Below are 20,296 nucleotides of genomic sequence, written 5' to 3'. Positions count from 1 at the left end.
TCAGCTGCTCGTGCGCAGCGTCTTCTTCGGGTACTCGTCGAAGCGCTGGAAGTACGTGCTCGAGAACCGCCCCATGTGCCGGAACCCCCAGCGGTGCGCGACGTCCGCCACCGTCGTCTGCGAGGCCTCGGCGAGCTGCAGCGCGATCCGGACCCGATCGAGGCGCACCCGGAGCAGGTAGGCCATCGGGCTGGTCCCGGCGTGCTGCATGAAGTTCTCCTGCAGCGTGCGGGAACTGACCCCGACGGCGTCGCAGACGTCCGCGAGCTGGAGCTGTCGATCGCAGTGCTCCGCGATCCACGCCTGCGCCTGCTGCACGGTCGTCGCCGTGCGGGTCGCCTGCTGCTGCCGGGGCTCGGGAGCGGCTCCCCCGAAGGCGCTCAGGACCGACTCGGCCAGCAGGACCTGCGCGGAGAGGTGCCCCCCGGGGTTCCGCTCGGGATGCAGGGCGTTGGCCGCGACCGTGTCGATGCGGGCGAGCAGCTGCGGGATCTCGGCCTCCGACGGCTGGCGACGGAGTCCCGCCGCGCCGAAGCGGTGGTCGAACACGACACCGTGGACGGCGTCGAGGAATCCGCTGTCGAGGCGCAGGACCTGCACGGTCCCGGCCGGTGCCACCATCGTGAACGGGTGCCCGGCCGGCAGGAGCACCGGCACCCCGGGGCGGGTCGGTGGCTCATCGTCGATCCGGATGCCGCCCACCGCGGACCACGCCAGGAGCGGTGTGCCGTCGGGGACGAACGTGGCGGCTGCGGCCGTGGACACCGCCGACGACAGCAGCGCGACGTTGTGGTGGTGCACGGTGCGGTGCCGGAACGCGAACCGCTCGCTCGGTGCGAACCGGATGTCTCGGCAGCGGTAGACGGTCGTGAACGTCCGTGCCGCGCCGGTGGGCGTCCTGCCGCTCCGCTGGACGGTCCTGGGCGCTGTTGTGACCGGCCGGAGCGCGGTGTCGCCGCTCATGCGTCGCGCCTGCGGTGTGCGCGCATGTCGTCGAGCGAGAAGCGCTCGAGGTCGACGTCGTCCTCGGACTGCACGATCCACCCGCGTCGGGCAGCACGTGCCCGCGCTCGGTAGGAGGTGATGTGGACCGGGGAGACCCCCGGAGCACGCTCGTAACCACTCATCAGAAGCTCCAATCCATCCCGTGCGCTTCGACCCTGTTCGAAGCAAGACAGTTTGAGTATGTTCAGGACGATATGCGCCCCGAAAGGGGTTGACAACGCCCCCCGAACGGGTGCAAGAGACATCCGCGCGCCCCGGATAATGGCGCCGGCGTGGCGTCGGAGGCCGAACCGCAGCAGCGCCTCGTACGCTCCACGTATGGACCAGGCATCGACCACGGCGAGCGGTCCCGAGCAGGGCACACCGCGGCTCTCCCGCACCGTGCGCGATGCGCTCCGGTTCGTGCACGCCCACGCTCGTGACCCGATCTCCGTCCCGGACATCGCCGCGGCGGCGCACCTGTCGACGCGGGGCCTGCAGAGCGCGTTCCGCCGGGAGCTCGGCGCGTCCCCGGCGGCCTACCTGCGCGGGGTCCGACTCGAGGGGGTCCGCCGTGACCTGCACGCGATGCGGCCGTCGGACCGCCGGACCATCGCGGACGTCGCCAGGCGCTGGCACTTCAGCAACGCCGGTCGGATGGCTGCCGAGTACCGCGCCGTGTTCGGCAGCGCGCCGTCCGCAGCCCTCCGCTACTTCGACCCCGAGGACCCCGGCCCCGAGGGCAGCGCTCCCCTCAGCGGCCCGCCGAGCGAGGGCACGCGTTTCCGCATCGTCCTGGACTGCGAGGTCGAGGTCGAGGACCCCGAGGCCACCCTCACCAGCGCGCTGCGCCGAGCCGACCACGACGACCGGTCGTGGCACGGCTACGACCCCGACGGCAGCACGGCGGACCTCGTCGCGTTCATCCTGGCCGGTGCCGTGCGCGGTGCCTCCGGAGACGCCTCGGGGATCCGGTTGCGCGCGGTCAACCCGATGCTCCGCATGCCGGACGAGCGGGGCGCCTACCCGGCAGCCGAGCTGCCGTCGTGGTGGGGACCTGGTGACACGCCGAGCACCGTCCGCGTAGCGTCGGCACCACGAGAGGAGGACGCGGATGACTGACGCGACGGCACGCGCCTTCCGCGCATTCCGCTCCACGGACCTGCCCGATGCGGCCGTGAGCACCGTGTTCGAGTCGGTGCTTCGGGTCGGCGGGGTCTCCGTCGCGTCCTTCGGCTCGCTGCTGCCCAGCGAGACGGTCTCGGCCACCGACACCGTGGCGGCCCGGGTCGACGACATCCAGTTCGACCTGGCCGAGGGGCCGTGCTGGACCGCCCTCGAGCTCCGGTCACCGGCGGGTGAGAGCGACTTCGTCGACCACCCCGGCACCAGCTGGCCGGCGTTCGCCGACGCCGTCCGCCGCGAGCCCGTCCGCGCGGTGTTCGCGTTCCCGATCGTGTTCGGACCGTTCCCGCTCGGCGCCGTCGACATCTACGCCGAGCACCCGACCGCGCTCGACGACCGGCAGATCGCCACCGCCACCACACTCACCGCGGCGCTCGGTCGGCGCGTCCTCCGCCGGGCTCTGCACTCGGCCGACGACGACGGCGCGCTCCTCGACCGCGGGCCGTACTCGCGCCGGGCCGTGCACCAGGCGACCGGTGTCGTGCTCGCACAGCTGAACATCACCCCGGACGACGCCCACCTGCTCATCCAGGGACACGCCTTCGCGCGGCGGACGACGATGCGGGTCATCGCCGAGGAGATCGTCAGCGGCGCCGTCCGCTTCGAACGGCGCGGCGGACTGATCGAACACGTCCGCTGACCCGTACCGATCGCGCCTGGCGTTGTACGAAAACCGTCAGGGACTCGGAGTCGGCGGCAAACTGGGGAGCTGCAGGCTCGACGCGCCCCGCCAGGCCACCCACCGGAAGGCACCCTCATGGGACAGCTGATCTACGACTCCCAACCACTCGAACTCCGCCTCGACGACCGTGCGTTGACGCACCTGCAGATCGTGATCGTGAACCTCATCCGACGCGGTGAGAGCTTCGTGTTCTCGTGGAAGGACGACCCCGGCCTCGGTGGCGGCCGCAGCAGCATCTGGATCCACCCGTACTGTGGACTCCACTTCAAGTTCGCGGGCGGGAAGTCGCCGACCGTCAACCGGTCATGGCTCGACGACCTCTACGCCAGCGCCGCGAGCGGGTCGGGACTCGTCCTGACCCCCGAGCCCGAGGACACCAGCGGGCCGGTCTCCGCCGACGACGTCGCGGGTGCACCACCCGCCCGTCCGACCACCACCATCAGCGCCACCTGACCCGCCCCGCGCGGCGTCACCCCGATCGACAGGACGAACACGCCGCATGCCCTCTGTCGCCCGCGGCCGCAGCGCCGCCGTGCTCGCCGTCGCCATCACCGCCGGTCTCGTCCTGGTCAGCTGCTCGACGCCGGGGCAGGAAGCCCGCACCGACACCGCCGGTGCCGGCACGAGCGAGCCCGACCGGTTCGACGTCACGGGGTTCCAGCCGGAGAACGCCGACCCCGCCCTGGTGCACGCGAACGCTCCGGCGATGGACGTCGTCAGTGTCGACGGGCTCCTGCTGAACCGCACGGGATCGAGGGTCACGGCGCCCTCGCGCGCGGCGACGGCCCAGCGCAACCGCGCACACGCGAACGGGCTCACCGCCCAACTGCTCGTCAGCAACTACGCCGACGGCGACTTCAGCGAGCCGATCGCCACGAAGCTCCTGCGCTCTCCAGCCAACCGTGCACGGGTCGTCCGCTCGCTCACCGCCGACGTGGCGACCGGCGGGTGGGACTCGATCATGATCGACCTCGAGGCGCTCACCGCGGCGGACGAGCCCGGCCTCACCGCGTTCGCACGCGAACTGCGGGCGGCGGTCGGCGACGACGTCCGGCTCGACATCGCCCTGTCCGCCTCGACCACCGCCGCCGGGTACGCCCGTCTCGGCTACGACGTGCGTGCCCTCCGTGCACCGCTCGACCACCTCACGCTCATGGCCTACGACCAGCACGGCCCGTGGGAGCCGGACGCACCGGGCCCCGTGGGATCGCTCGCCTGGTCGTCGAAGGCGGCCCGTGCGCTCGCCACCCTGGCGCCGGCCGACCAGATCGTGCTCGGCGTGGCCGGGTACGGCTACCACTGGAAGGGCACGCGGTCAGCGGGACAGCTCTCCGACGCCCAGGCGCGGCTCCGGGTCCGGAAGGCGGGAGCGACCGCCAGGTGGGACGCGACGGCCGGCGAGTGGACCGCGACCCTGCCGAGCGGCGAGGTGCTCTGGTGGTCCGACGCCCGGTCGCTGCGCGAACGGATCGCCCTGGCGGACCGGCTCGGCCTGACCGGTGTCGCGGTCTGGTCACTCGACCTGTCCGACCGGCTCGAACCGTTCGGGTGACCGGGGCCCGCTGACGGACGGGAGGCACGGTGCGGGTCCGCACCGTGCCTCCCGTCCGTCGGTCACCCGATCGACCACTCCACCAGCCGGGGGTCGTCGAGCGTGACCTCGTGCACCGCGCCCGTGACCGCGACCGTCGCGCGGTCCGTGGCGGTGCCGGGGACGGGGTGTCGGACCGGACCGTCGCCCGAGGCGACGATCCCACCCGCCGGCACCGGGCCTCCCGGCCGTGACGCCGCCGCGTGGGACGCGACCCAGACCTCCACGTCACCGGGCTCGACCACCTTCCGCATCCGGCGGTCGGTGAAGGCGAAGCGCTGCACCGGGACGCGGAAGCGGACCCGCGCGGACTCCCCCGCGGCGAGCGCGACCCGCGCGTACCCGAGCAGCTGGACCTCGGGCCGGGTGACGCTGCCGTGCACGTCGTGGCCGTAGAGCTGCACGACGTCCTCGCCGTCTCGCGACCCGGTGTTCCGGACGGTCACCGAGGCGGTGAGGACGCCGTCGGAGCGGACCTCCTGGTCGACGACGAGTTCGTCGTAGGCGAAGTCGGTGTACCCGAGCCCGAAGCCGAACGGCCGCACCGGCGTCGAGTCCGCGGCGGTGACGTCGGACGGCCCGCCGAGCCGCGGGTGCAGGTACGTGTACGGCTGCGCGCCGGCCGAGCGCGGGAGCGAGACCGGTAGCCGACCGGAGGGCGACGCGGCCCCGGTGAGCAGGTCGGCGATCGCGAGTCCGCCGCCCTCGCCGGGGAAGAACGCCTGCACGACCGCGGCGGGTCGCGGTCGATCGCCGTCGAGCGCCCAGCCGATCGCGTACGGCCTGCCCGTGAGCAGCACCATCACGGTCGGCGTGCCGGTCGCGACGATCGCCTCGACGAGCTCCCGCTGCACGCCCGGCAGGTCGAGGGACTCGGTGTCGTTGCCCTCGCCGACCGTGCCGCGTCCGAACAGGCCGGCCTGGTCACCGACGACGACCACGGCGACGTCCGAGGCGGACGCGACCGCGACGGCATCGGCGAACCCGTCACGGTCGTCCCCGGTGACGGCGCAGCCGGCGGCGAAGCGGACGGCCGCTGAGCCGAGCGCCTGCGTGACGGCTTCGCGGACGGTCGGGATCGAGAACCCGAGCGGCAGGTCGGGGTGCGAGGCCAGCACGTGGTTGGCGAAGGAGTAGCACCCCTGCAGGGCCTCGGCTCGGTCGGCGTTCGGGCCGATGACCGCGACCGAGGCCCCTGGGGTGAGCGGGAGGACGGGGGCTGCAGGGCTGCCGGTCGCTGCCGTGCCGCCGTCGGCATCGCCGGCAGTTCCACCGCTGTCGTTCGACAGCAGCACGAGCGACCGGGCCGCCAGCTGCTTCGCGAGCGACCGGTGCAGCGGGGTGTCCAGGTCGATGCCGGTCGGCGGGTCGTCCTGGAACGCCGCAGGGTCGAGCAGCCCGAGGCGTTCCTTCTGGCGGAGCACCCGGAGGACCGCACGGTCGACGAGCGCCTCGTCGACCGCGCCGCTGCGGACCCGTTCGACGAGCGGCGCGAGGTACGCGTCGCCGGTGGGGAGCTCGACGTCGATGCCGGCCTCGAGCGCCAGGGCTGCGGCCTCGCCGCGGTCGGCGGCGACGCCGTGCATGACCTCGAGGAACGCGACGGAGAAGTAGTCGGCGACGACCGTGCCGTCGAAGCCGAGCCGGTCGCGGAGCAGGTCGGTCAGGAGCTCCCCGTTCGCCGCCACGGGCACACCGTCGATCTCGGCGTACGAGTTCATGACGCTCCGGGCGCCGCCGTCGCGGAGTGCCATCTCGAACGGCGGCAGGGAGACGTCGGCGACCTCGCGGGGGCCGGCGTGCACGGGGGCGTGGTTCCGCCCCGCCTGCGACGCCGAGTACCCGAGGAAGTGCTTCAGCGTCGCGTCCACGCCCGCCGACTGCAGGCCGCGCACGTAGGCGGTGCCGACGGTACCGACCAGGTACGGGTCCTCACCGATGCACTCGTCGACCCGTCCCCAGCGGGGGTCGCGGACCACGTCGAGCACCGGCGCGAGGCCCTGGTGCACGCCGAGCTGGCGCATCGACGCACCGATGGCGGCGCCGACCTGCTCGACGAGCTCCGGGTCGAACGAGGCACCCCACGCCAGCGGGGTCGGGAACGTCGCGGCCTTCCACGCGGCGAGGCCGGTCAGGCACTCCTCGTGCACGAGCGCCGGGATCCCGAGGCGGGTCTCGCGCTGCAGTCGGCGCTGTTCGGCCCAGAGCCAGGCGGCGCGCTCGTCGGGATCGACGGGGCGGGTGCCGTAGACGCGGGTGAACTGGCCGATGCCGTCACGGGTGACGTCGGCGAGGGTGCTGTCCTGCTGCGCGGACGCCATCTCGCCCTGCATCGGGGCGACGACACCGTTCTGGTCCAGCCAGTAGCCGACGAGCTGGGCGACCTTCTCGTCGAGGGTCATCACGGCGAGCAGGGCGTCGGCGCGGCTCGTGGCACCGGCTGCGGTCGCGTCGGTCGCGGTCGCGGTCGCGTCCGTCGCGGTGTCGTCCTGGAGGCGCGGGTCGCGTCCTGCGGTCCGCGTCGCGTCGGTCGCGGTCACCCCTTCACCGCCCCGGTCAGGCCGCCGACGATGCGGCGCTGGAAGATCGTGAAGAACACGAGCGCCGGGATCATCGACATCGACGTGAACGCGAGCACCTTGGCGGTGTCGACGGAGTACTGCGACGAGAACGCCTGCACCCCGAGCGGCAGCGTGTACGCACCCTCGTTGTTGAGGATGAACAGCGGCAGGATGTAGCTGTTCCAGCTCGCGATGAACGCCAGGATGCCGACCGTCACCACGCCGGGGAGCGACAGCGGCACGACCATGCGGAAGAAGAACCCGAGGCGGCTGGCCCCGTCGATCGACGCCGCTTCCTCGAGTTCGTCCGGGATCGCCCGCAGGAACGGTACGAGGATGATCACGGTCGTCGGCAGGGCGAAGGCGATCTGCGGCAGGATGACGCCGGCCAGGCTGTTCGTGAGACCGAGGTCCTTCACGAGCAGGTACAGCGGCGTGATCGCGACGGTGATCGGGAACATCAGCCCGGCGGCGAACAGCGCGTACAGCGCACCGCGGCCGGCGAACCGGTAGCGGGCGAGCACGAAGCTCACCATCAGCCCGAGCACGACGACGCCCAGGGTGGTGGTCACGGCGCTGATCGTCGAGTTGCCGAGCTGCTGCCAGAAGATGCCGCTCGACAGCACGGAGCCGTAGTTGCCGAACTCGAACGGCGCCGGCAGCCCCGCGGGACTCGTCGTGATCTGCGAGTTCGTCCGGAAGCCGCCCAGCACGATGTAGAGCACCGGGGCCAGGTTCGCGGCGACGAACAGGATCGCGACGAGGTAGGTGAGCGGGCTGGCGTGCCCGATGGCGGCGCTGGACCGACGCTCCCGCCGGGCCCGCGGCCCGGGGGCGACGATGCTCGTGGTGGCCATCAGTTCTTCCTCTCGGTGAGTGCACCGGCGGTGTCGCGGCGGAGCACGAAGCGCTGGTAGATCAGGGCGACGGCGAGCGAGATGACGAACATCACCACGGCGACGGCACTGCCGTAGCCGAAGTTGCCGGAGGTCCGGCCGTTGGCGACCATGTACGTCGCCATCGTCGAGGTGCCCGCCGTCGACGAGATGTACTGCCCCCAGATGATGTAGACGAGGTCGAACAGCTGCAGCGAGCCGATGATCGACAGGAACGCCCAGATCCGGATGGTCGGCCCGAGCAGCGGCAGCGTGATGCGCCGCTGGATCTGCCAGTAGCCGGCGCCGTCGATCGCGGCTGCCTCGAAGAGTTCCTCGGGGATGCTCTGCAGGCCGGCGAGGAACAGGATCACCGCGAAGCCGATGTACTTCCACGAGATGATCACGAGCAGGGTCCAGATGGCGATGTCCGGGTTGGACAGCCAGTCGGCGCGCAGCCCACCGAGCCCCATTCCCTGCAGCAGGTCGTTCACGGCACCGTTCGACTGGAGCATGAGGCTCCACCCCGTGCCGACGATCACCTCGGAGATGACGTACGGCACGAAGACGAGCACACGGACCAGGCCGCGGCCGTGCATCTTCTGGTTGAGCAGCAGCGCGAGGACGATCGCGATCGGCCCCTGCAGCACCAGGGAGAGCACGACGATGAAGCCGTTGTGCATCAGGACCGCGTGGAACGCCCTGTCCTGGAAGATGATCAGGTAGTTCTGCAGGCCGACGAAGTCGGTGGGCGGGCCGTAGCCCTGCCACTTGAAGAACCCGTAGTAGGCGGCGAGGACCACGGGCAGGATCACGAACGTCACGAAGACGATGACCGCGGGTCCGGCGAGGACCGCGATCTCCACGCGCTTCCGCCAGTCCGCGATGCGGCGCGTGGACCGCCGGCCGGCGGGGAGCGGCGTACCGCTCCCCGCCGGGGACGTCCCCGCGGCCGTGTCCGACCCGGTGGTCGGAGTCGTACCGAGCGAGGTGTCGAGGGTCATGCTCAGCCCTTGGCCGCAGCCTGGTTGGTGCTCGAGACGATGTCCTTCGCGTTGCCCTTGCCGGCGAGCAGGTCGACGACGCTGGTGTTCAGCGCGTTGCCGACGTTCTGGCCGTACAGGGTGTCGAGGTACTGCGAGACGAACGGGGCCTCCTGGTAGGCGGCCAGTGCCGACTTCAGGTAGTCCGCGTCGACGACCGACTGGGCGTCCTTGTTCACCGGGATGGCGTTGAAGGCCTTGTAGTAGGCCTCCTGGTTGTCCTTCTGCACGATGAAGTTCAGGAAGTCCGTGCACGCCTTCTTCGGGGCCTGCGCGGAGCAGGAGTTCCCGTCGACGCCGCCCATCATCGACTTCGGGTCACCCTTGCCACCCTCGATGGTCGGGAACGGGAACCAGCCGAGGTCACCCAGCGGCTTGGCGTCCGGCGTCAGGGACGCGATCACACCCGGGTCCCACGCACCCATGAGCTCCATGGCCGCCTTGTGGTTGGCGAGGAGGCCGGCGGAGCTGCCGGCGCCCTGCTGGGCAGCGGTGGTGAGGAAGCCCTTGTTGAACGGCTCGGTGGCGTTGAAGTCCTCGAGCTGCTCGCCGGCCTTCGTCCAGCACGCGTTGTCGAACTTCAACGACTCGGCGGTGCTCTCCAGGGTCTTCTGGCTGCACTCGCGGAGCGCGAAGTTGTAGTACCAGTGCGCTGCCGGCCAGGCGTCCTTCGCGCCGACGGCGACCGGGTCGATGTCCTTCGCCTTGAGCTTGCTGACCGCGTCGTTCAGCTCGTCCATCGTCGTGGGGGTGCCCTCGATGCCGGCCTCCTCGAACAGGTCCTTCGAGTACCAGATGCCCTCGGGGAGCACGGCGCCCGGCATGGCGTAGGTCTTGCCGTCCTTCTCGTAGCCGGCGAACGTGCCGGCGCTGATCGACTTCTTCGCGTCGGCGCTGATGGAGTCGGAGATGTCCATGAGCTGCCCCGCGGCGATCATCGCGTCCATCTTGCCGCCGCCGCGCTGCAGGAACACATCGGGGGCGTCGCCCGAGTTGAGGGCGGTCTGGAGCTTGCCGTCCAGGTCCTCGTTCTGGATCGCCTGGGTCTTGATGGTGACGTTCGGGTACTTCTCCTCGAACGCCTTGACCGTCGAGGCCCAGTAGGCCTTGCCCGGTCCTGTGGTGGAGTTGTGCCAGAAGGTCATCGAGACCTCCCCGCCGTCGTCGGCGGCATCGCTGCCCGCCGAACAGCCGCTGGCCACCAGTGCTGTCGCCCCGATCAGCGCGATGGCTGCCGCGGCACGGATCTTCCTCGTCATCGTGGAACTCCTCGGTGTCGTCGTTGACATGCAGCGACATCGACTGCCGCTGCGGAGAGCGTGCCAGGTGCCCCAACCCGATGTCAATCGATATCGATAACGTTTTCTTCACCGATTGCGGGGACCCGCAGCGGTACGGTGAGCACATGGACCCAGCACTCGGCACGCGTCCCGGTGCTGACCGGGTGACGATCGGCGACGTCGCACGGGCCGCCGGGGTCTCGATCCCCACGGTGTCGAAGGTCATCAACCAGCGCGACGGCGTGGCACCGGCGACGATGCTCCGTGTGCAGCAGGTGGTCGCGGACCTCGGGTACGAGACCTCGCTGGTGGCCCGGAGCCTGCGGAGTTCGCGCACCGGTGTCGTCGGCATCCTGGTCCCCGAGTTCGAGCCGTTCTCGACCGAGCTCCTCCGCGGCATCTCGCGCGCGACGACCGGCACCGGGTACGAGCTGCTCGCGTACGCCGGTCTGATGACCGGCGTTGACCGCCCCGGCTGGGAACGTCGATCGCTGTCCCGCCTGTCCGGCACACTCATCGACGGCGCCATCGTGGTCACCCCGACCACGGCGCTGTCGAGCTCGTCGATCCCGGTCGTGGCGATCGACCCGCACACCGGACCCGAGGGCCACGCCACCGTCGACGCGGACAACGAGGCCGGGGCCGTGCAGGCCGTCGAACACCTGCTCGCGCTCGGGCACACCCGGATCGCACACCTGCAGGGCCGCGCCGACCTGGCGTCCGCCCAGCTGCGCGAGGCAGGCTACCGTGCCGCACTCGCGGCGGCGGGCTTCCCCGTGGACGAGTGCCTGCTCCGTGACGGCGGGTACCAGGAGGACCAGTCCGCGGCCGTCGCGCGGGACCTGCTCGCGCTCGACGACCGTCCCACCGCGGTGTTCGCGGCGAACGACTCGTCGGCGATCGGTGTGCTCCGCGCCGCGGCCGAGGCCGGGCTCCGGGTCCCCGAGGACCTGTCGGTCGTGGGGTTCGACGACGTCCCGCAGGCCTCCACCACGACACCACCGCTCACGACGGTGTCCCAGCCGCTCGCCGAGCTCGGGTCGCACGCCGTCGAGATGCTGCTCACGATGCTCCGCGGCGAGCCCGCGACCGACCACGTGCGGCTGCCCACGACCCTCCGGGTGCGGGCCAGTACCGGCCCGGCCCCGTCGGCCGTCACCACCGCGCACTGAAGCCGGTGGGCGTCCTCAGCGGCGCAGGGTCTGCTTCGGGTACTCGCCGAACCGCGCGGCGTAGGCCGCCGAGAACCGGCCGAGGTGCGCGAACCCCCACCGTCGTGCCACGTCGCCGACCACGCCGGCCTGCGGGTCCAGTTCGAGCAGCTCGCTGCGCACCCGGTCGAGCCGGACCTCGCGCAGGTAGGTCAGCGGGGACACGTCGAACACCCGGCGGAACGACTCCTGCACCGAGCGCACGCTCAGGCCCGCGACGTCCGACAGCTCCGTGACCGTGACGGACTCGGCCGCGTGGGCGTGGATGTACTCGACGGCGGCACGCAGGCGGGCGTTCCGGGGCAACCCGAGCACCGCGGGCAGATCGTCCACCCGGGGCGGGAAGCTGTCGAGGAACGCCGTGGCCGCCGACCGCTTCGCCTCGTGCCACGCCTCCGACTCGGGCCCACCGAGACGGAGCGCGCGGGACAGCGCGACGAGCGCACCCTGCCACCGTGCGGCGGTGCCGGGCTCCGGCTCGCGCTCGGGGTCGAACCGCAGCGGCCGTCCACCGAGGTCCAGGTACTCGAGGGCGACGCGGTGCACGTACTCCCGGCCGAAGTGCACGAGCCGCTGATCGTGGTCCTCGGCCATGAAGAGGACCGCTTCGTCGGGCGGCAGGAGGGCCGGCACGTCGCGGAGCAGGTCGATCCGGGTACGACCGGTGTCCAGGCGCGCGGTCCCGCTCGTGATCCAGGTCACGACGTAGTCGACACCGACGGGCACCTCCCCGCGGAGCGCGCCCCGCAGCTGCGACCGGCGGATGCTCACGTCGGAGTCACCGACTGCCGTGTACCGGTAGGCGAACTCGCCGTCGGTGCGACGCACGGACCACCGTTCGGCACCGTGCACCACCGCGAGGTCGCGCGCCGCGGACTCCGGATCGCCCCCGGCGACCTCGAACCGGACGGGCTCCCGAGCACGGTCGGCCGACTGCGGCATCTCGAACGATTCAGCCACGTCGCCCCGCCTCCGGGGCGCCGGACCGGCGCGTTCCACGACACGCGTTATCCGGACACGCTGGGCGGGTGCCCGCGGCGTATCGTGGCGCGGACCTGGTCCGGACCGAGGGGAAGCCGTCGTGAGCGATGTCGATCTCGACGCGGCGCTGACCCGGCTCGAGTCCGCGGTCTCCGAGCTCCGCGGGCGCCTGCGCGACCAGCTCGGCGTGTCCGGCGGGGACCTGACGCTGCTGCAGTTCGTGTCGCGGGCCGAGGAGGCCGGCCGTGCGGTGCGTGTGAAGGACCTGTCGAAGCACCTCGGGCTGACCGGACCGGCCGTGACGGGCATGGTCGACCGGCTCGAGCAGAGCGGCCACATCAGCCGCGTCCCCAACCCGGACGACGGCCGGAGCCGGCACATCGAGCTGACCGATGCCGCTCGCCGTGACTACGCGCGCGCGATGGACGGCACGAACAAGCACCTGCACGAGCTGATGGCCTCCTTCTCGGAACGGGACAGGGGCAGGTTCGTCCGGATCATCGACCGCGTCATCGCGGCCATCGACCTCGGCGCCCCGAGCCTCTGACGGCAGGTTACGGGCGCGCAGCACGGCGCCCCGGCGAATGTCCAGCATGCGCAGCTAGGTCAGGAACCTACCTATCTTGCGGCCGCAACGCCCCCTCCACGAGGGACACGGCGTTCGGGCCGACGGTCGCGGTCGCCAGGTCCAGCCGGGCCAGGCCACCGGGTACGAGCGCGTCGGCGAGGGTGAGACGGAGCGCCGTCTGCGTGTACGTGCCGGTGGTGGCCCGTCCCGGCGGTGCAGCGCCGGCGGCGGTGTCCTCCTGCACGTTCACCCGCAGTGAGAGCACCCCGGGCAACCGCGCGAGCACCGTCCCGAGCGCCCGCACGACCGGACCCCCGACGGTGCTCGTCAGGGTGGTGCCGAGGGTGCCGACCAGGGCGAACAACCGGGTCGAGAGGGTCCCGACCACCGCCTGCGTCAGGGGGTTCACCAGCGTGGTCGCGAGCCCGGTCACGACCCCGAGGAGTCCGCCGAGGTCGAGCCCGAGCAGCACGACCCCCACGGACAGCTTCGTCTGGCCGGACATCAGTGCCGCGACGCCGGTGTCGACACCGATCGACAGCGTGGCGATCTGCACGCGGGCGCCGAGCAGGAGCGGGGCGCTGAGGTCGGCGGTCAGGGCGATGCGCACGTGCAGCGACCCGAGCGCCGTGGTGAGCGCCGCCGTGACCTTCGCCGCCCAGGCGTCGAGCACCTGGCCGAGCCGGTCGGCGAGTGCCGCGAGCGTCGCCGCGTCGAGCACGACCTCGTGGTTCGGCGGCAGGTCGTTCAGACCGTGTGCGTCGTCGCCGAGCAGGTGCGCGAGGTCGACCCGCACGGTGCCGGCGGCGAGGTCGAGCGACAGCGTTCCGCCGGGGTCCTGCACGGGCTCGGCGAGCAGCGGCTCCACGGCCCCGGCGAGGTCCGGGCCGGTGAGCTCCACCGTGCCGCCGATCGTGCCGAGTCCCAGGCTCCCGGTCAGTCCACCGAGCACGCCGAGCACGCCCTGGTCGATGGTCCGGGCGAGCAGTCCGTCCCGGCCGCCGAGCGCGTCGACGGTGGCGTCGAGCTGCACCACGGTGTCGTCGACGGCCGTGACGAGCGCCCCGACGAGCGGACTGTCCACGGTGAGGTCGAGGCTCGCGATGCCGTAGTCACGGTCGAGCCCGACGGCGACGGGGTCGTCGGCGACGTCCTGCACCGCGGCGCGGAGGTTCGAAGCGAGGGACCGCTGCACGAGCCCGCCCCACAGGTCCTGCCGGATCGCGTCGCACCCGGCGAGCTGGGCGCTCGCGCCGACCGCACCGACCTCGAGTCCGACGTCGGTGACGTCCTCGATGCCCGGGAGCGCCCGGCTGATGGTCACCGAGGCCGGGTCGGGCAGGTCACCGGAGGCGGTGCTGTCGGTCACGAGCACGCCGCCGGAGTCCGCGACGAGCCCCGACGCCGCGACGGCCTCGCCCGTGCCCGCGGCGGTCGCGACCTGGTTCACGGCCCCGGCCGACCCGCCGGGCAGGCCCACGCCGAGACCGGTGAGGTCGATGCCCGCGACGTCGCCGAGCAGCCCGACGTCGAGGGGGTTGCCGAAGGCCTGGGTGTACGGCCGTCCGTCGGTGCCGAGCTCCGGCGCGGTGACCGGTTCGACCGACGCCGGCTCGGCTCCGCTCTTCGCCACGCTGACCCCGCGGACCTCGGCCACGTCGTCGAGGTCCGTGCCCGCGATGCTCCCGCCGAGGAAGCGGCTCGACGCGGTCGCCGTGTAGTCCGCATCCGTGCCGCAGTCGAACGACGAGGTGCCGACCGCGCCGTGCGCCCACTCGCGGTCGACCCACGACGCGGTGCTCGGCACGGCCGTCGGGGTCACCAGGGCGACGGCGACGACGACGGCCGTGGTCACCGCGATCCGACGACGGCGGGTCACCGCTGCCCGCCCCCTCACGAGCCGCTCCGGGGTCGGGCCCCGCGCAGCCGGAGCGCGATGCCGGCGAGCAGCGCGGCGAGCGCGACCAGCACGGGCCCGGCGAACCCGCCACCGGTCATCGCGAGGACGGTCGGTCCGATCCGGTCCGCACCCGGGGCGGCCGGTGACTCCACGGCGCGCTGGTCCGCCGGGCCGTCGCCGCGGGCGGTGACCCCGAGACCGACCGCGGCGGACGCGGGAGCCCCCAGCGTCGGGTCGGCGAGGGACAGTCGGACGAGCAGGTGGGCGGTGCCGTCGCCGTCGGGGTCGGGGATCCGCACGGCTCGCTCACCGGACCAGTCGGCGACGCGCACCGGGGCGACGACGCGCGAGGCCTGTCCGTCGCACACCGGGTGGTCCGACGGGTCCCGCCACGAACGGTCGCAGGTCGAGACCGACACGAGCACACCGTGCGCCGGGTCGACCGCGGCAGGCACGACCGCCGACCCGGGTCCGGACCCCACCGTGGGCGCGAGCGCGACGGCCCGTACACCGTTCAGGTGCAGGTCCAGGGTGACGGGCCCCGGTTCGGTGACCCGGGTCCGGACCTGCCACGTGACGTCCGCACCGCGGGTCGGGTGCGGCAGGGTGAGCGGGGTCGGACCGGTGTCGAGCACCAGGCGCCCCGGCGCGCCGGTCTCGCCCGCGGGCCTCCAGTCCGTCGCGGCGACCGCGACCGCCGTCGTGCCGATGCCGACTGCTCCGACGAGCACGGCGCCGGTGGCGGCGAGCACGGCGAGCAGCCGGGTCACGACGGGTCCCGACGACGGTCCGGCCAGAACGCCCAGACGACGAGCACCCCGACCACCGCGACCGCGAGACCGCGGGCCGGCGGGCTCGACACCGCGACCAGGACCGAGCCGAGCAGCGGGGTGTGCGCCAGGACCAGTCCCGCCTCGCGCACGACGTACGGGTCACGGTCGTCCGACGCGTTGTCGTCGCCGCGGAGTGTCAGCGACCGGGCCGTCGCGTCCCCCGGCACGGGCTCGACGGCCACCACGCGGTGGGTGACGGGCAGGCTCGACCCCGGGCGCGGCACGGTGACGACGTCACCCTCGTCGACGTCGGTGGCGGCGACACGGTGGGTGATCGCCAGGCCACCGGCGGGGATCGTCGGCGCCATCGACCCGGTGGTGACGACCACGAAGGACAGGCCGGTGAGGGCCACCGCGACCCAGGCGAGCAGGCAGGTGAGCCCGACCACCCCGGCGACCGTCAGGACTGCGGAGCGGGCGCGGTCGACGGAGCGGGCGCGGTCGACGGGGTGACCGGACGCTGCGACGTCCTCGGCGGGGAGGGCGGCACCGGACGGCGGCGCAGTGGCGCGGCGCACGGCCGCGTCAGTCGGACTCGGCGGCGAACTGCCACGCGGGAGCCGCGGTCCGGCCCTGCAGCGCGTCGATCGTCGTGCCCGACGGCAGCGTGGGCGACCGTGGCAGCGACACCTCGAAGCAGTAGACCTGCGTCGACCCGGCGGCCGCGGCGAGCGGCTGCGCGGCGGAGCCGGCGGTCGTCGCGAGCGGGCCGTCCGCGACGACGTTCGCGGGAGTGGCGAACGCGGTCGCGTCGCACGCGGCGGCCGTGCTCGTCGTCGCGGCCACCCGGACGCGCAGGGCGTTCCAGAGCAGGTCGTCGTCGTCCGTCACCGTGACGGTGGACGCCGGCACCGCGGCCCGGAGGGCGAGGTCGCCCGCGATCGAGTCTGCGGTGGTGCGGAGCGCGACGGGGCGTAGGTGGCGGTCCCAGGCGAGAGCGCCAGCGCGTCGATGGTGAACCGGAGCGCCTGGCCCGGGTTCGTCGCGTCCGATCCGAAGTCACCAGTGGCGAAGGGCGCCGTGACGTTCTGCTCGACGTCGAACCCCGAGGTGCCGACGGCCGGCCCACCCGAGTCGGTGCCGCCGAACACCCACTCGGTGTCCGTCCACGAGGCGAGTGTGTAGCCGGCGCCCCCGATGACGAGGACCCCTCCGGCTGCGAGGGCGAGGGCTCGGTTCCGGCGGCGGGCGCGCGGACGTGCTGTGGTGTCAGCCATTGACGTGTCTCCTGATCCGAGACGCCGGTCGGTTGGGACGACGGCCGGGGTGGTTGGGCCCGGCCGTCGTCACCGGCGTCTGACCTGATCCTCGCGGAATCTTCCTGAGGAATCAACAAGGTGTCAGCCCTTGACTGCTCCCGAGGTGAGGCCCGACACGATCGAGCGACGGAACACCAGCACCAGGATGACGATCGGCACCGTCGCCGCGACGCTCGCTGCGAAGATCTGCGCGAACGGCACCGTGAACTGCGTCCCGAAGAGCGCGATGCCGACCGGGATCGTCCGGAACGAGTTCTCGCTGTTGAACGTCAGTGCCATCAGGAACTCGCTCCACGAGGCCGTGAACGTGAAGACGCCGACCGTGAACAGGCCCGGCTTCGCCATCGGCAGGATCACCGAGAGCACCGTGCGCCAGGCCCCGGCGCCGTCGATCTCCGACGCCTCCTCGATCGTGGACGGGATCCCCTGCAGGTAGTTCCGCATGATCCAGATGGCGAACGGCAGGTTGAACGCGACGTACGGCACGATCAGACCCGGGTACGAGTTGAGCAGGCCGAGGTTGCGCTCGAGCAGGTACAGCGGCGTCAGGACCGCGATCGCCGGGAACACCGAGAGCATGAGCAGCGAGGTCATGATCGCCGTGCGGCCACGGATCCACCGACCGGCCAGTGCGTACCCGGCCAGGAACGCCAGGGCGAGCACGATCACGGTCGTCGACACCGACACGATCACGCTGTTCACCATGTACCGGCCGAGCGCGTTGTCGCGGAAGGCCACCACGAAGTTGTCGAGGGTGAACGACCGCGGCCAGACGGTGGGCGGTGACTGCCCGATCTCGGCCGCCGGCTTGAGCGACGTCGTCACGAGCCAGTACAGCGGCAGTGCGGTGAGCACCGCGATCACGACACCGCTGACGTTGACGGTGTTGATCCACTTCCGCCAGCCCTTGCGGACACGGTGACGGGGCATCAGTCGTCCCCTCCCTTCGCCTGGTTCCGGAACGCCCGGAGGAACAGCAGACACCCGGCCGCGACGATGATCGCGGTGGAGGTCGCGATCGCCGCGCCCGGTCCGATGTTGATGTCCTGGAAGAGCACCTTGTAGCCCATGATCGCGAGCGACTGGGTGGCGGTCCCCGGTCCGCCGTTCGTCAGCACGAACGGCAGGTCGAAGACCCCGAACGCCTGCAGGATGCGGAACAGCACCGCGATCGTCAGGGTCGGGGTGAGCTGCGGGAGCACCACGCGCCAGAACGTCTGCCAGGTGCTCGCACCGTCGAGCTCGGCGGCCTCGTAGTGGTCCTCCGAGATCTGCACCAGGCCGGCGAGCAGGATGATCGCGACGAACGGCGTGGTCTTCCAGATGTCCGCGACCATCAGCCCGGTGATCGCGGGGACCGGTTCGCCGAGGATCACCGGGGCGTCCCCGAACAGGCCGAAGAACCACGTCGCGACGCCGTAGGTGCTGTCGTAGATGTACTTCCACAGCTGCGCGTTGACGATGGTGACGAGCGACCACGGGATGAGCATGAGCGCGAGCATCCAGCCGCGGGTGGCCCCGAGCCGCTCGAGCACCAGGGCGACGAGCATGCCGAGCACGAGCTCGATCGAGACCGTCACGACCGTGTAGAGCACGGTGAACCCGAGCGCCCGGTACCAGTCGGCGCTCTGCAGCAGGGCTGCGTAGTTGTCGAGCCCGAACGACTGGATGGTGAAGCCCTCGTAGCCGACCTCGACGTCCGCGAAGCTCAGGACCACCGAGTACACGACCGGGAAGATCGTCACCGCCGCCACCACCAGGAGCGCCGGGGCCGCGAAGCCCCACGCTCCCCGCGCGCGGATGCGATCGAGTCGTGACCGCCCCGTCGGCCGGGGCGGCGGAGCGACGCGCCCCGCGCCTCCAGGCCGTGTCGGTCGTGTGGCCGTGCCGGCGCTCACAGCGCTGCCCCCTGCAGGGCCAGCGAGATGGCGGAGGCCATCGCACTCGTACCGCCGTCGACGGACGCCTGTCCGCCGAGGATGCTGTTGCCGTTCTGGTACACGCCCTGCGAGACCTTCGGGTAGTACGCCGTCGACGTCGGGCGGGGCACGAGCGTGATGCCGGCCGCCGTGTCGTACGTGGGCCGCTCCTGCCGCTTCGCGTCCTCGCTGACCAGGCTCGCGGACCGGGCCGGCAGGACGCCGCCCTCACGCGTCAGGAACTGCTGCGCGGGCTCGCTCGACATCCAGCTGGCGAAGGTCAGCGCCGCCGCGGGCTGCTGGGTGTGCGGGTTGATGTAGTTCCCCCACCCGCCGATCGTCGAGTGGTGCTCGTCCATGCCGTCGAACGTCGGCCGGGCTGCGAGACCGACCTTGCCGGCGACCTGGCTGTCCGGCCCGTTCGCGATCCCCCAGGCGTACGACCAGTTGCGGAGGAACGCTGCGCGCCCGCCCGAGAAGGCGTCGTTCGTGTCCTGTTCCTGGTAGGTCAGGGTGGCGCGTGGGGACGCACCCGACGTCACGAGCGAGCGCATGAACTCGAACGCGCGCCGCGTCTCCGAGCTCGTGGTCGCAGGCGCCGTCAGGTCGTCGTTGAGCAGTGACCCGCCGGCATCGGCGACGAACTCGGTGACGTTGCAGGTCAGGCCCTCGTAGACGTCCCCCTGGAACGCGAACCCGTAGCTGACGTCACCCGTGTCGACGAGCTTCGCGGCGGTCTCGCGGACCTCTTCCCACGACCCCGGCACCTGCAGGGAGTGCTTGGCGAGCAGGTCCTTCCGGTACAGGAAGAAGGACTCGTCGATGTAGAGCGGGAACATGTAGTAGGTCCCGTCGACGCTCGCCGCCGACCGGAGGCCCTCCGGGAACTGCTCGAAGAAGTCCTCGCCGACGAGCTGGTTCACCGGGGTCGCGAGCTTGTTCTTCGCGAACTGCCCGGGCCAGGCGACGTCGCCGAGGTACACGTCCGGCGTGCTGCTGCCCGCGGCGATCTGCGTCGTCAGGCTCGTCCGGTTCGTGTCGGTGTCGCTCGGCGCGCTGACGATGCGCACCCGGATGTTCGGGTGCTCCTTCTGGAACTCCGCGATGAGTCGGCGGCGCAGGTCGCCGCCGTCCTTCGACGCAACCTGGCCCGCCCACCAGCTGATCGTCGCCTCGCCCTCCGGCGGTTCGGTGGGCCAGTCCTCGACCCGCGTGCGCTCGGGTCGGGTGGAGCAACCGGCGAGCAGCAGCACCCCCGCTCCCCCGAGCAGGAACATCCTCCGGTCGATGGCCATCCGTCCTCCTCGACGTGTGGTGCTGCGAACCTGTGCATCCACACAACCAGGCGGAGCCTGGTCTGTCCGCCAGGCGGCGGTGGTGGCGGACCGCGTCGCCGTCGCGAAAGCGACACCCTGCCACGGAAC

Annotated in this window: 21 protein-coding genes; 6 read left to right on the top strand and 15 right to left on the bottom strand. The window is 72.0% G+C overall.

Annotated features, from left to right (window positions below):
* A complete protein-coding gene (locus ITJ56_RS00330; RefSeq protein ID WP_194626337.1) occupies positions 1-963 on the bottom strand; it encodes a helix-turn-helix transcriptional regulator in 963 nt (320 codons plus the stop codon).
* Positions 960-1,127 carry a hypothetical protein gene (locus ITJ56_RS00325; protein ID WP_194626335.1) on the bottom strand — a complete coding sequence of 56 codons (168 nt, stop codon included), beginning with the start codon at positions 1,125-1,127 and terminating at the stop codon, positions 960-962. The genes ITJ56_RS00330 and ITJ56_RS00325 overlap by 4 nt, the downstream gene beginning before the upstream one ends.
* Positions 1,128-1,323: 196 nt before the next feature.
* On the opposite strand from ITJ56_RS00325, the gene ITJ56_RS00320 reads away from it, so the two are divergent.
* From ITJ56_RS00320 to ITJ56_RS00305, 4 genes are all read left to right on the top strand, one after another.
* Entirely contained in the window at positions 1,324-2,106 is a 783-nt protein-coding gene (locus tag ITJ56_RS00320; protein ID WP_194626333.1) for a helix-turn-helix domain-containing protein, read from the top strand.
* A complete protein-coding gene (locus ITJ56_RS00315; protein ID WP_194626331.1) occupies positions 2,099-2,809 on the top strand; it encodes a GAF and ANTAR domain-containing protein in 711 nt (236 codons plus the stop codon). The genes ITJ56_RS00320 and ITJ56_RS00315 overlap by 8 nt, the downstream gene beginning before the upstream one ends.
* A 117-nt stretch (positions 2,810-2,926) precedes the next feature.
* On the top strand, positions 2,927-3,304 hold the full coding sequence (locus tag ITJ56_RS00310) for an ATP-dependent DNA ligase (protein WP_194626329.1): 378 nt from the start codon (positions 2,927-2,929) through the stop codon (positions 3,302-3,304).
* 46 nt (positions 3,305-3,350) lie between these two features.
* Entirely contained in the window at positions 3,351-4,403 is a 1,053-nt protein-coding gene (locus ITJ56_RS00305; protein WP_194626327.1) for a glycosyl hydrolase family 18 protein, read from the top strand.
* Positions 4,404-4,465: 62 nt separating this feature from the next.
* Here the strand turns inward: ITJ56_RS00305 and ITJ56_RS00300 are convergent, their stop codons facing one another.
* Genes ITJ56_RS00300 through ITJ56_RS00285 form a run of 4 tightly spaced genes read right to left on the bottom strand, consistent with a single transcriptional unit; the run spans position 4,466 to position 10,180 of the window.
* Positions 4,466-6,982 carry a glycoside hydrolase family 3 N-terminal domain-containing protein gene (locus ITJ56_RS00300; RefSeq protein ID WP_194626325.1) on the bottom strand — a complete coding sequence of 839 codons (2,517 nt, stop codon included), beginning with the start codon at positions 6,980-6,982 and terminating at the stop codon, positions 4,466-4,468.
* A complete protein-coding gene (locus ITJ56_RS00295) occupies positions 6,979-7,860 on the bottom strand; it encodes a carbohydrate ABC transporter permease (RefSeq protein WP_194626323.1) in 882 nt (293 codons plus the stop codon). The genes ITJ56_RS00300 and ITJ56_RS00295 overlap by 4 nt, the downstream gene beginning before the upstream one ends.
* Positions 7,860-8,882, bottom strand: coding sequence for a carbohydrate ABC transporter permease (locus ITJ56_RS00290; RefSeq protein WP_194626321.1), 1,023 nt, complete (start codon positions 8,880-8,882; stop codon positions 7,860-7,862). The genes ITJ56_RS00295 and ITJ56_RS00290 overlap by 1 nt, the downstream gene beginning before the upstream one ends.
* Positions 8,883-8,884: 2 nt before the next feature.
* A complete protein-coding gene (locus ITJ56_RS00285; RefSeq protein WP_194626319.1) occupies positions 8,885-10,180 on the bottom strand; it encodes an ABC transporter substrate-binding protein in 1,296 nt (431 codons plus the stop codon).
* Between the two features lie 146 nt (positions 10,181-10,326).
* Between ITJ56_RS00285 and ITJ56_RS00280 the strand changes: the two genes are divergently transcribed.
* Positions 10,327-11,373: a LacI family DNA-binding transcriptional regulator gene (locus ITJ56_RS00280; RefSeq protein ID WP_194626317.1), complete on the top strand. Its 1,047-nt coding sequence runs from the start codon at positions 10,327-10,329 to the stop codon at positions 11,371-11,373.
* A gap of 15 nt (positions 11,374-11,388) precedes the next feature.
* On the opposite strand, the gene ITJ56_RS18785 is transcribed toward ITJ56_RS00280, so the two are convergent.
* The gene (locus ITJ56_RS18785) at positions 11,389-12,372 is read right to left on the bottom strand and encodes an AraC family transcriptional regulator (protein WP_194626315.1); all 984 of its coding nucleotides are present in this window, start codon (positions 12,370-12,372) and stop codon (positions 11,389-11,391) included.
* A gap of 121 nt (positions 12,373-12,493) precedes the next feature.
* Between ITJ56_RS18785 and ITJ56_RS00270 the strand changes: the two genes are divergently transcribed.
* Positions 12,494-12,940: a MarR family winged helix-turn-helix transcriptional regulator gene (locus tag ITJ56_RS00270; RefSeq protein WP_194626313.1), complete on the top strand. Its 447-nt coding sequence runs from the start codon at positions 12,494-12,496 to the stop codon at positions 12,938-12,940.
* Between the two features lie 67 nt (positions 12,941-13,007).
* Here ITJ56_RS00270 and ITJ56_RS00265 read toward each other — a convergent pair whose 3' ends face one another.
* The 8 genes from ITJ56_RS00265 to ITJ56_RS00235 form a co-directional block, all read right to left on the bottom strand.
* The gene (locus ITJ56_RS00265) at positions 13,008-14,840 is read right to left on the bottom strand and encodes a choice-of-anchor G family protein (RefSeq protein WP_323749675.1); all 1,833 of its coding nucleotides are present in this window, start codon (positions 14,838-14,840) and stop codon (positions 13,008-13,010) included.
* A 14-nt stretch (positions 14,841-14,854) separates the two neighbouring features.
* Positions 14,855-15,631, bottom strand: a complete 777-nt coding sequence (locus ITJ56_RS00260) for a hypothetical protein (protein ID WP_194626309.1) — start codon at positions 15,629-15,631, stop codon at positions 14,855-14,857.
* A complete protein-coding gene (locus ITJ56_RS00255) occupies positions 15,628-16,212 on the bottom strand; it encodes a signal peptidase I (RefSeq protein ID WP_194626307.1) in 585 nt (194 codons plus the stop codon). Before ITJ56_RS00255 ends, ITJ56_RS00260 begins: the two co-directional genes overlap by 4 nt.
* A gap of 7 nt (positions 16,213-16,219) precedes the next feature.
* Positions 16,220-16,525: a hypothetical protein gene (locus tag ITJ56_RS18160; protein WP_228516879.1), complete on the bottom strand. Its 306-nt coding sequence runs from the start codon at positions 16,523-16,525 to the stop codon at positions 16,220-16,222.
* Positions 16,522-16,911: a SipW-dependent-type signal peptide-containing protein gene (locus ITJ56_RS18155; RefSeq protein ID WP_228516878.1), complete on the bottom strand. Its 390-nt coding sequence runs from the start codon at positions 16,909-16,911 to the stop codon at positions 16,522-16,524. The genes ITJ56_RS18160 and ITJ56_RS18155 overlap by 4 nt, the downstream gene beginning before the upstream one ends.
* Positions 16,912-17,034: 123 nt before the next feature.
* On the bottom strand, positions 17,035-17,883 hold the full coding sequence (locus ITJ56_RS00245) for a carbohydrate ABC transporter permease (protein WP_194626305.1): 849 nt from the start codon (positions 17,881-17,883) through the stop codon (positions 17,035-17,037).
* Complete coding sequence (locus tag ITJ56_RS00240) at positions 17,883-18,698, bottom strand: sugar ABC transporter permease (protein WP_323749674.1); 816 nt, start codon at positions 18,696-18,698, stop codon at positions 17,883-17,885. The genes ITJ56_RS00245 and ITJ56_RS00240 overlap by 1 nt, the downstream gene beginning before the upstream one ends.
* Before the next feature lie 149 nt (positions 18,699-18,847).
* Entirely contained in the window at positions 18,848-20,167 is a 1,320-nt protein-coding gene (locus ITJ56_RS00235; RefSeq protein ID WP_194626301.1) for an ABC transporter substrate-binding protein, read from the bottom strand.
* Positions 20,168-20,296: the final 129 nt, after the last annotated feature.

Source organism: Curtobacterium sp. VKM Ac-1376 (assembly GCF_015351025.1).
Taxonomy (GTDB): Bacteria; Actinomycetota; Actinomycetes; order Actinomycetales; family Microbacteriaceae; genus Curtobacterium.
Note: the sequence above shows the minus strand (reverse complement) of the source record. Positions and strands in the feature narration are given on the sequence as shown.

What these genes read in the sequence shown, in the direction of transcription:
- ITJ56_RS00285 (WP_194626319.1), bottom strand. Translation starts at nt 10,180, where the DNA reads ATGACGAGGAAGATCCGTGCCGCGGCAGCCATCGCGCTGATCGGGGCG.
- ITJ56_RS00315 (WP_194626331.1), top strand. Translation starts at nt 2,099, where the DNA reads ATGACTGACGCGACGGCACGCGCCTTCCGCGCATTCCGCTCCACGGAC.
- ITJ56_RS00330 (WP_194626337.1), bottom strand. Translation starts at nt 963, where the DNA reads ATGAGCGGCGACACCGCGCTCCGGCCGGTCACAACAGCGCCCAGGACC.
- ITJ56_RS00325 (WP_194626335.1), bottom strand. Translation starts at nt 1,127, where the DNA reads ATGAGTGGTTACGAGCGTGCTCCGGGGGTCTCCCCGGTCCACATCACC.
- ITJ56_RS00310 (WP_194626329.1), top strand. Translation starts at nt 2,927, where the DNA reads ATGGGACAGCTGATCTACGACTCCCAACCACTCGAACTCCGCCTCGAC.
- ITJ56_RS18155 (WP_228516878.1), bottom strand. Translation starts at nt 16,911, where the DNA reads ATGGCTGACACCACAGCACGTCCGCGCGCCCGCCGCCGGAACCGAGCC.
- ITJ56_RS00280 (WP_194626317.1), top strand. Translation starts at nt 10,327, where the DNA reads ATGGACCCAGCACTCGGCACGCGTCCCGGTGCTGACCGGGTGACGATC.
- ITJ56_RS00305 (WP_194626327.1), top strand. Translation starts at nt 3,351, where the DNA reads ATGCCCTCTGTCGCCCGCGGCCGCAGCGCCGCCGTGCTCGCCGTCGCC.
- ITJ56_RS00295 (WP_194626323.1), bottom strand. Translation starts at nt 7,860, where the DNA reads ATGGCCACCACGAGCATCGTCGCCCCCGGGCCGCGGGCCCGGCGGGAG.
- ITJ56_RS00290 (WP_194626321.1), bottom strand. Translation starts at nt 8,882, where the DNA reads ATGACCCTCGACACCTCGCTCGGTACGACTCCGACCACCGGGTCGGAC.
- ITJ56_RS00235 (WP_194626301.1), bottom strand. Translation starts at nt 20,167, where the DNA reads ATGGCCATCGACCGGAGGATGTTCCTGCTCGGGGGAGCGGGGGTGCTG.
- ITJ56_RS00320 (WP_194626333.1), top strand. Translation starts at nt 1,324, where the DNA reads ATGGACCAGGCATCGACCACGGCGAGCGGTCCCGAGCAGGGCACACCG.
- ITJ56_RS00245 (WP_194626305.1), bottom strand. Translation starts at nt 17,883, where the DNA reads ATGCCCCGTCACCGTGTCCGCAAGGGCTGGCGGAAGTGGATCAACACC.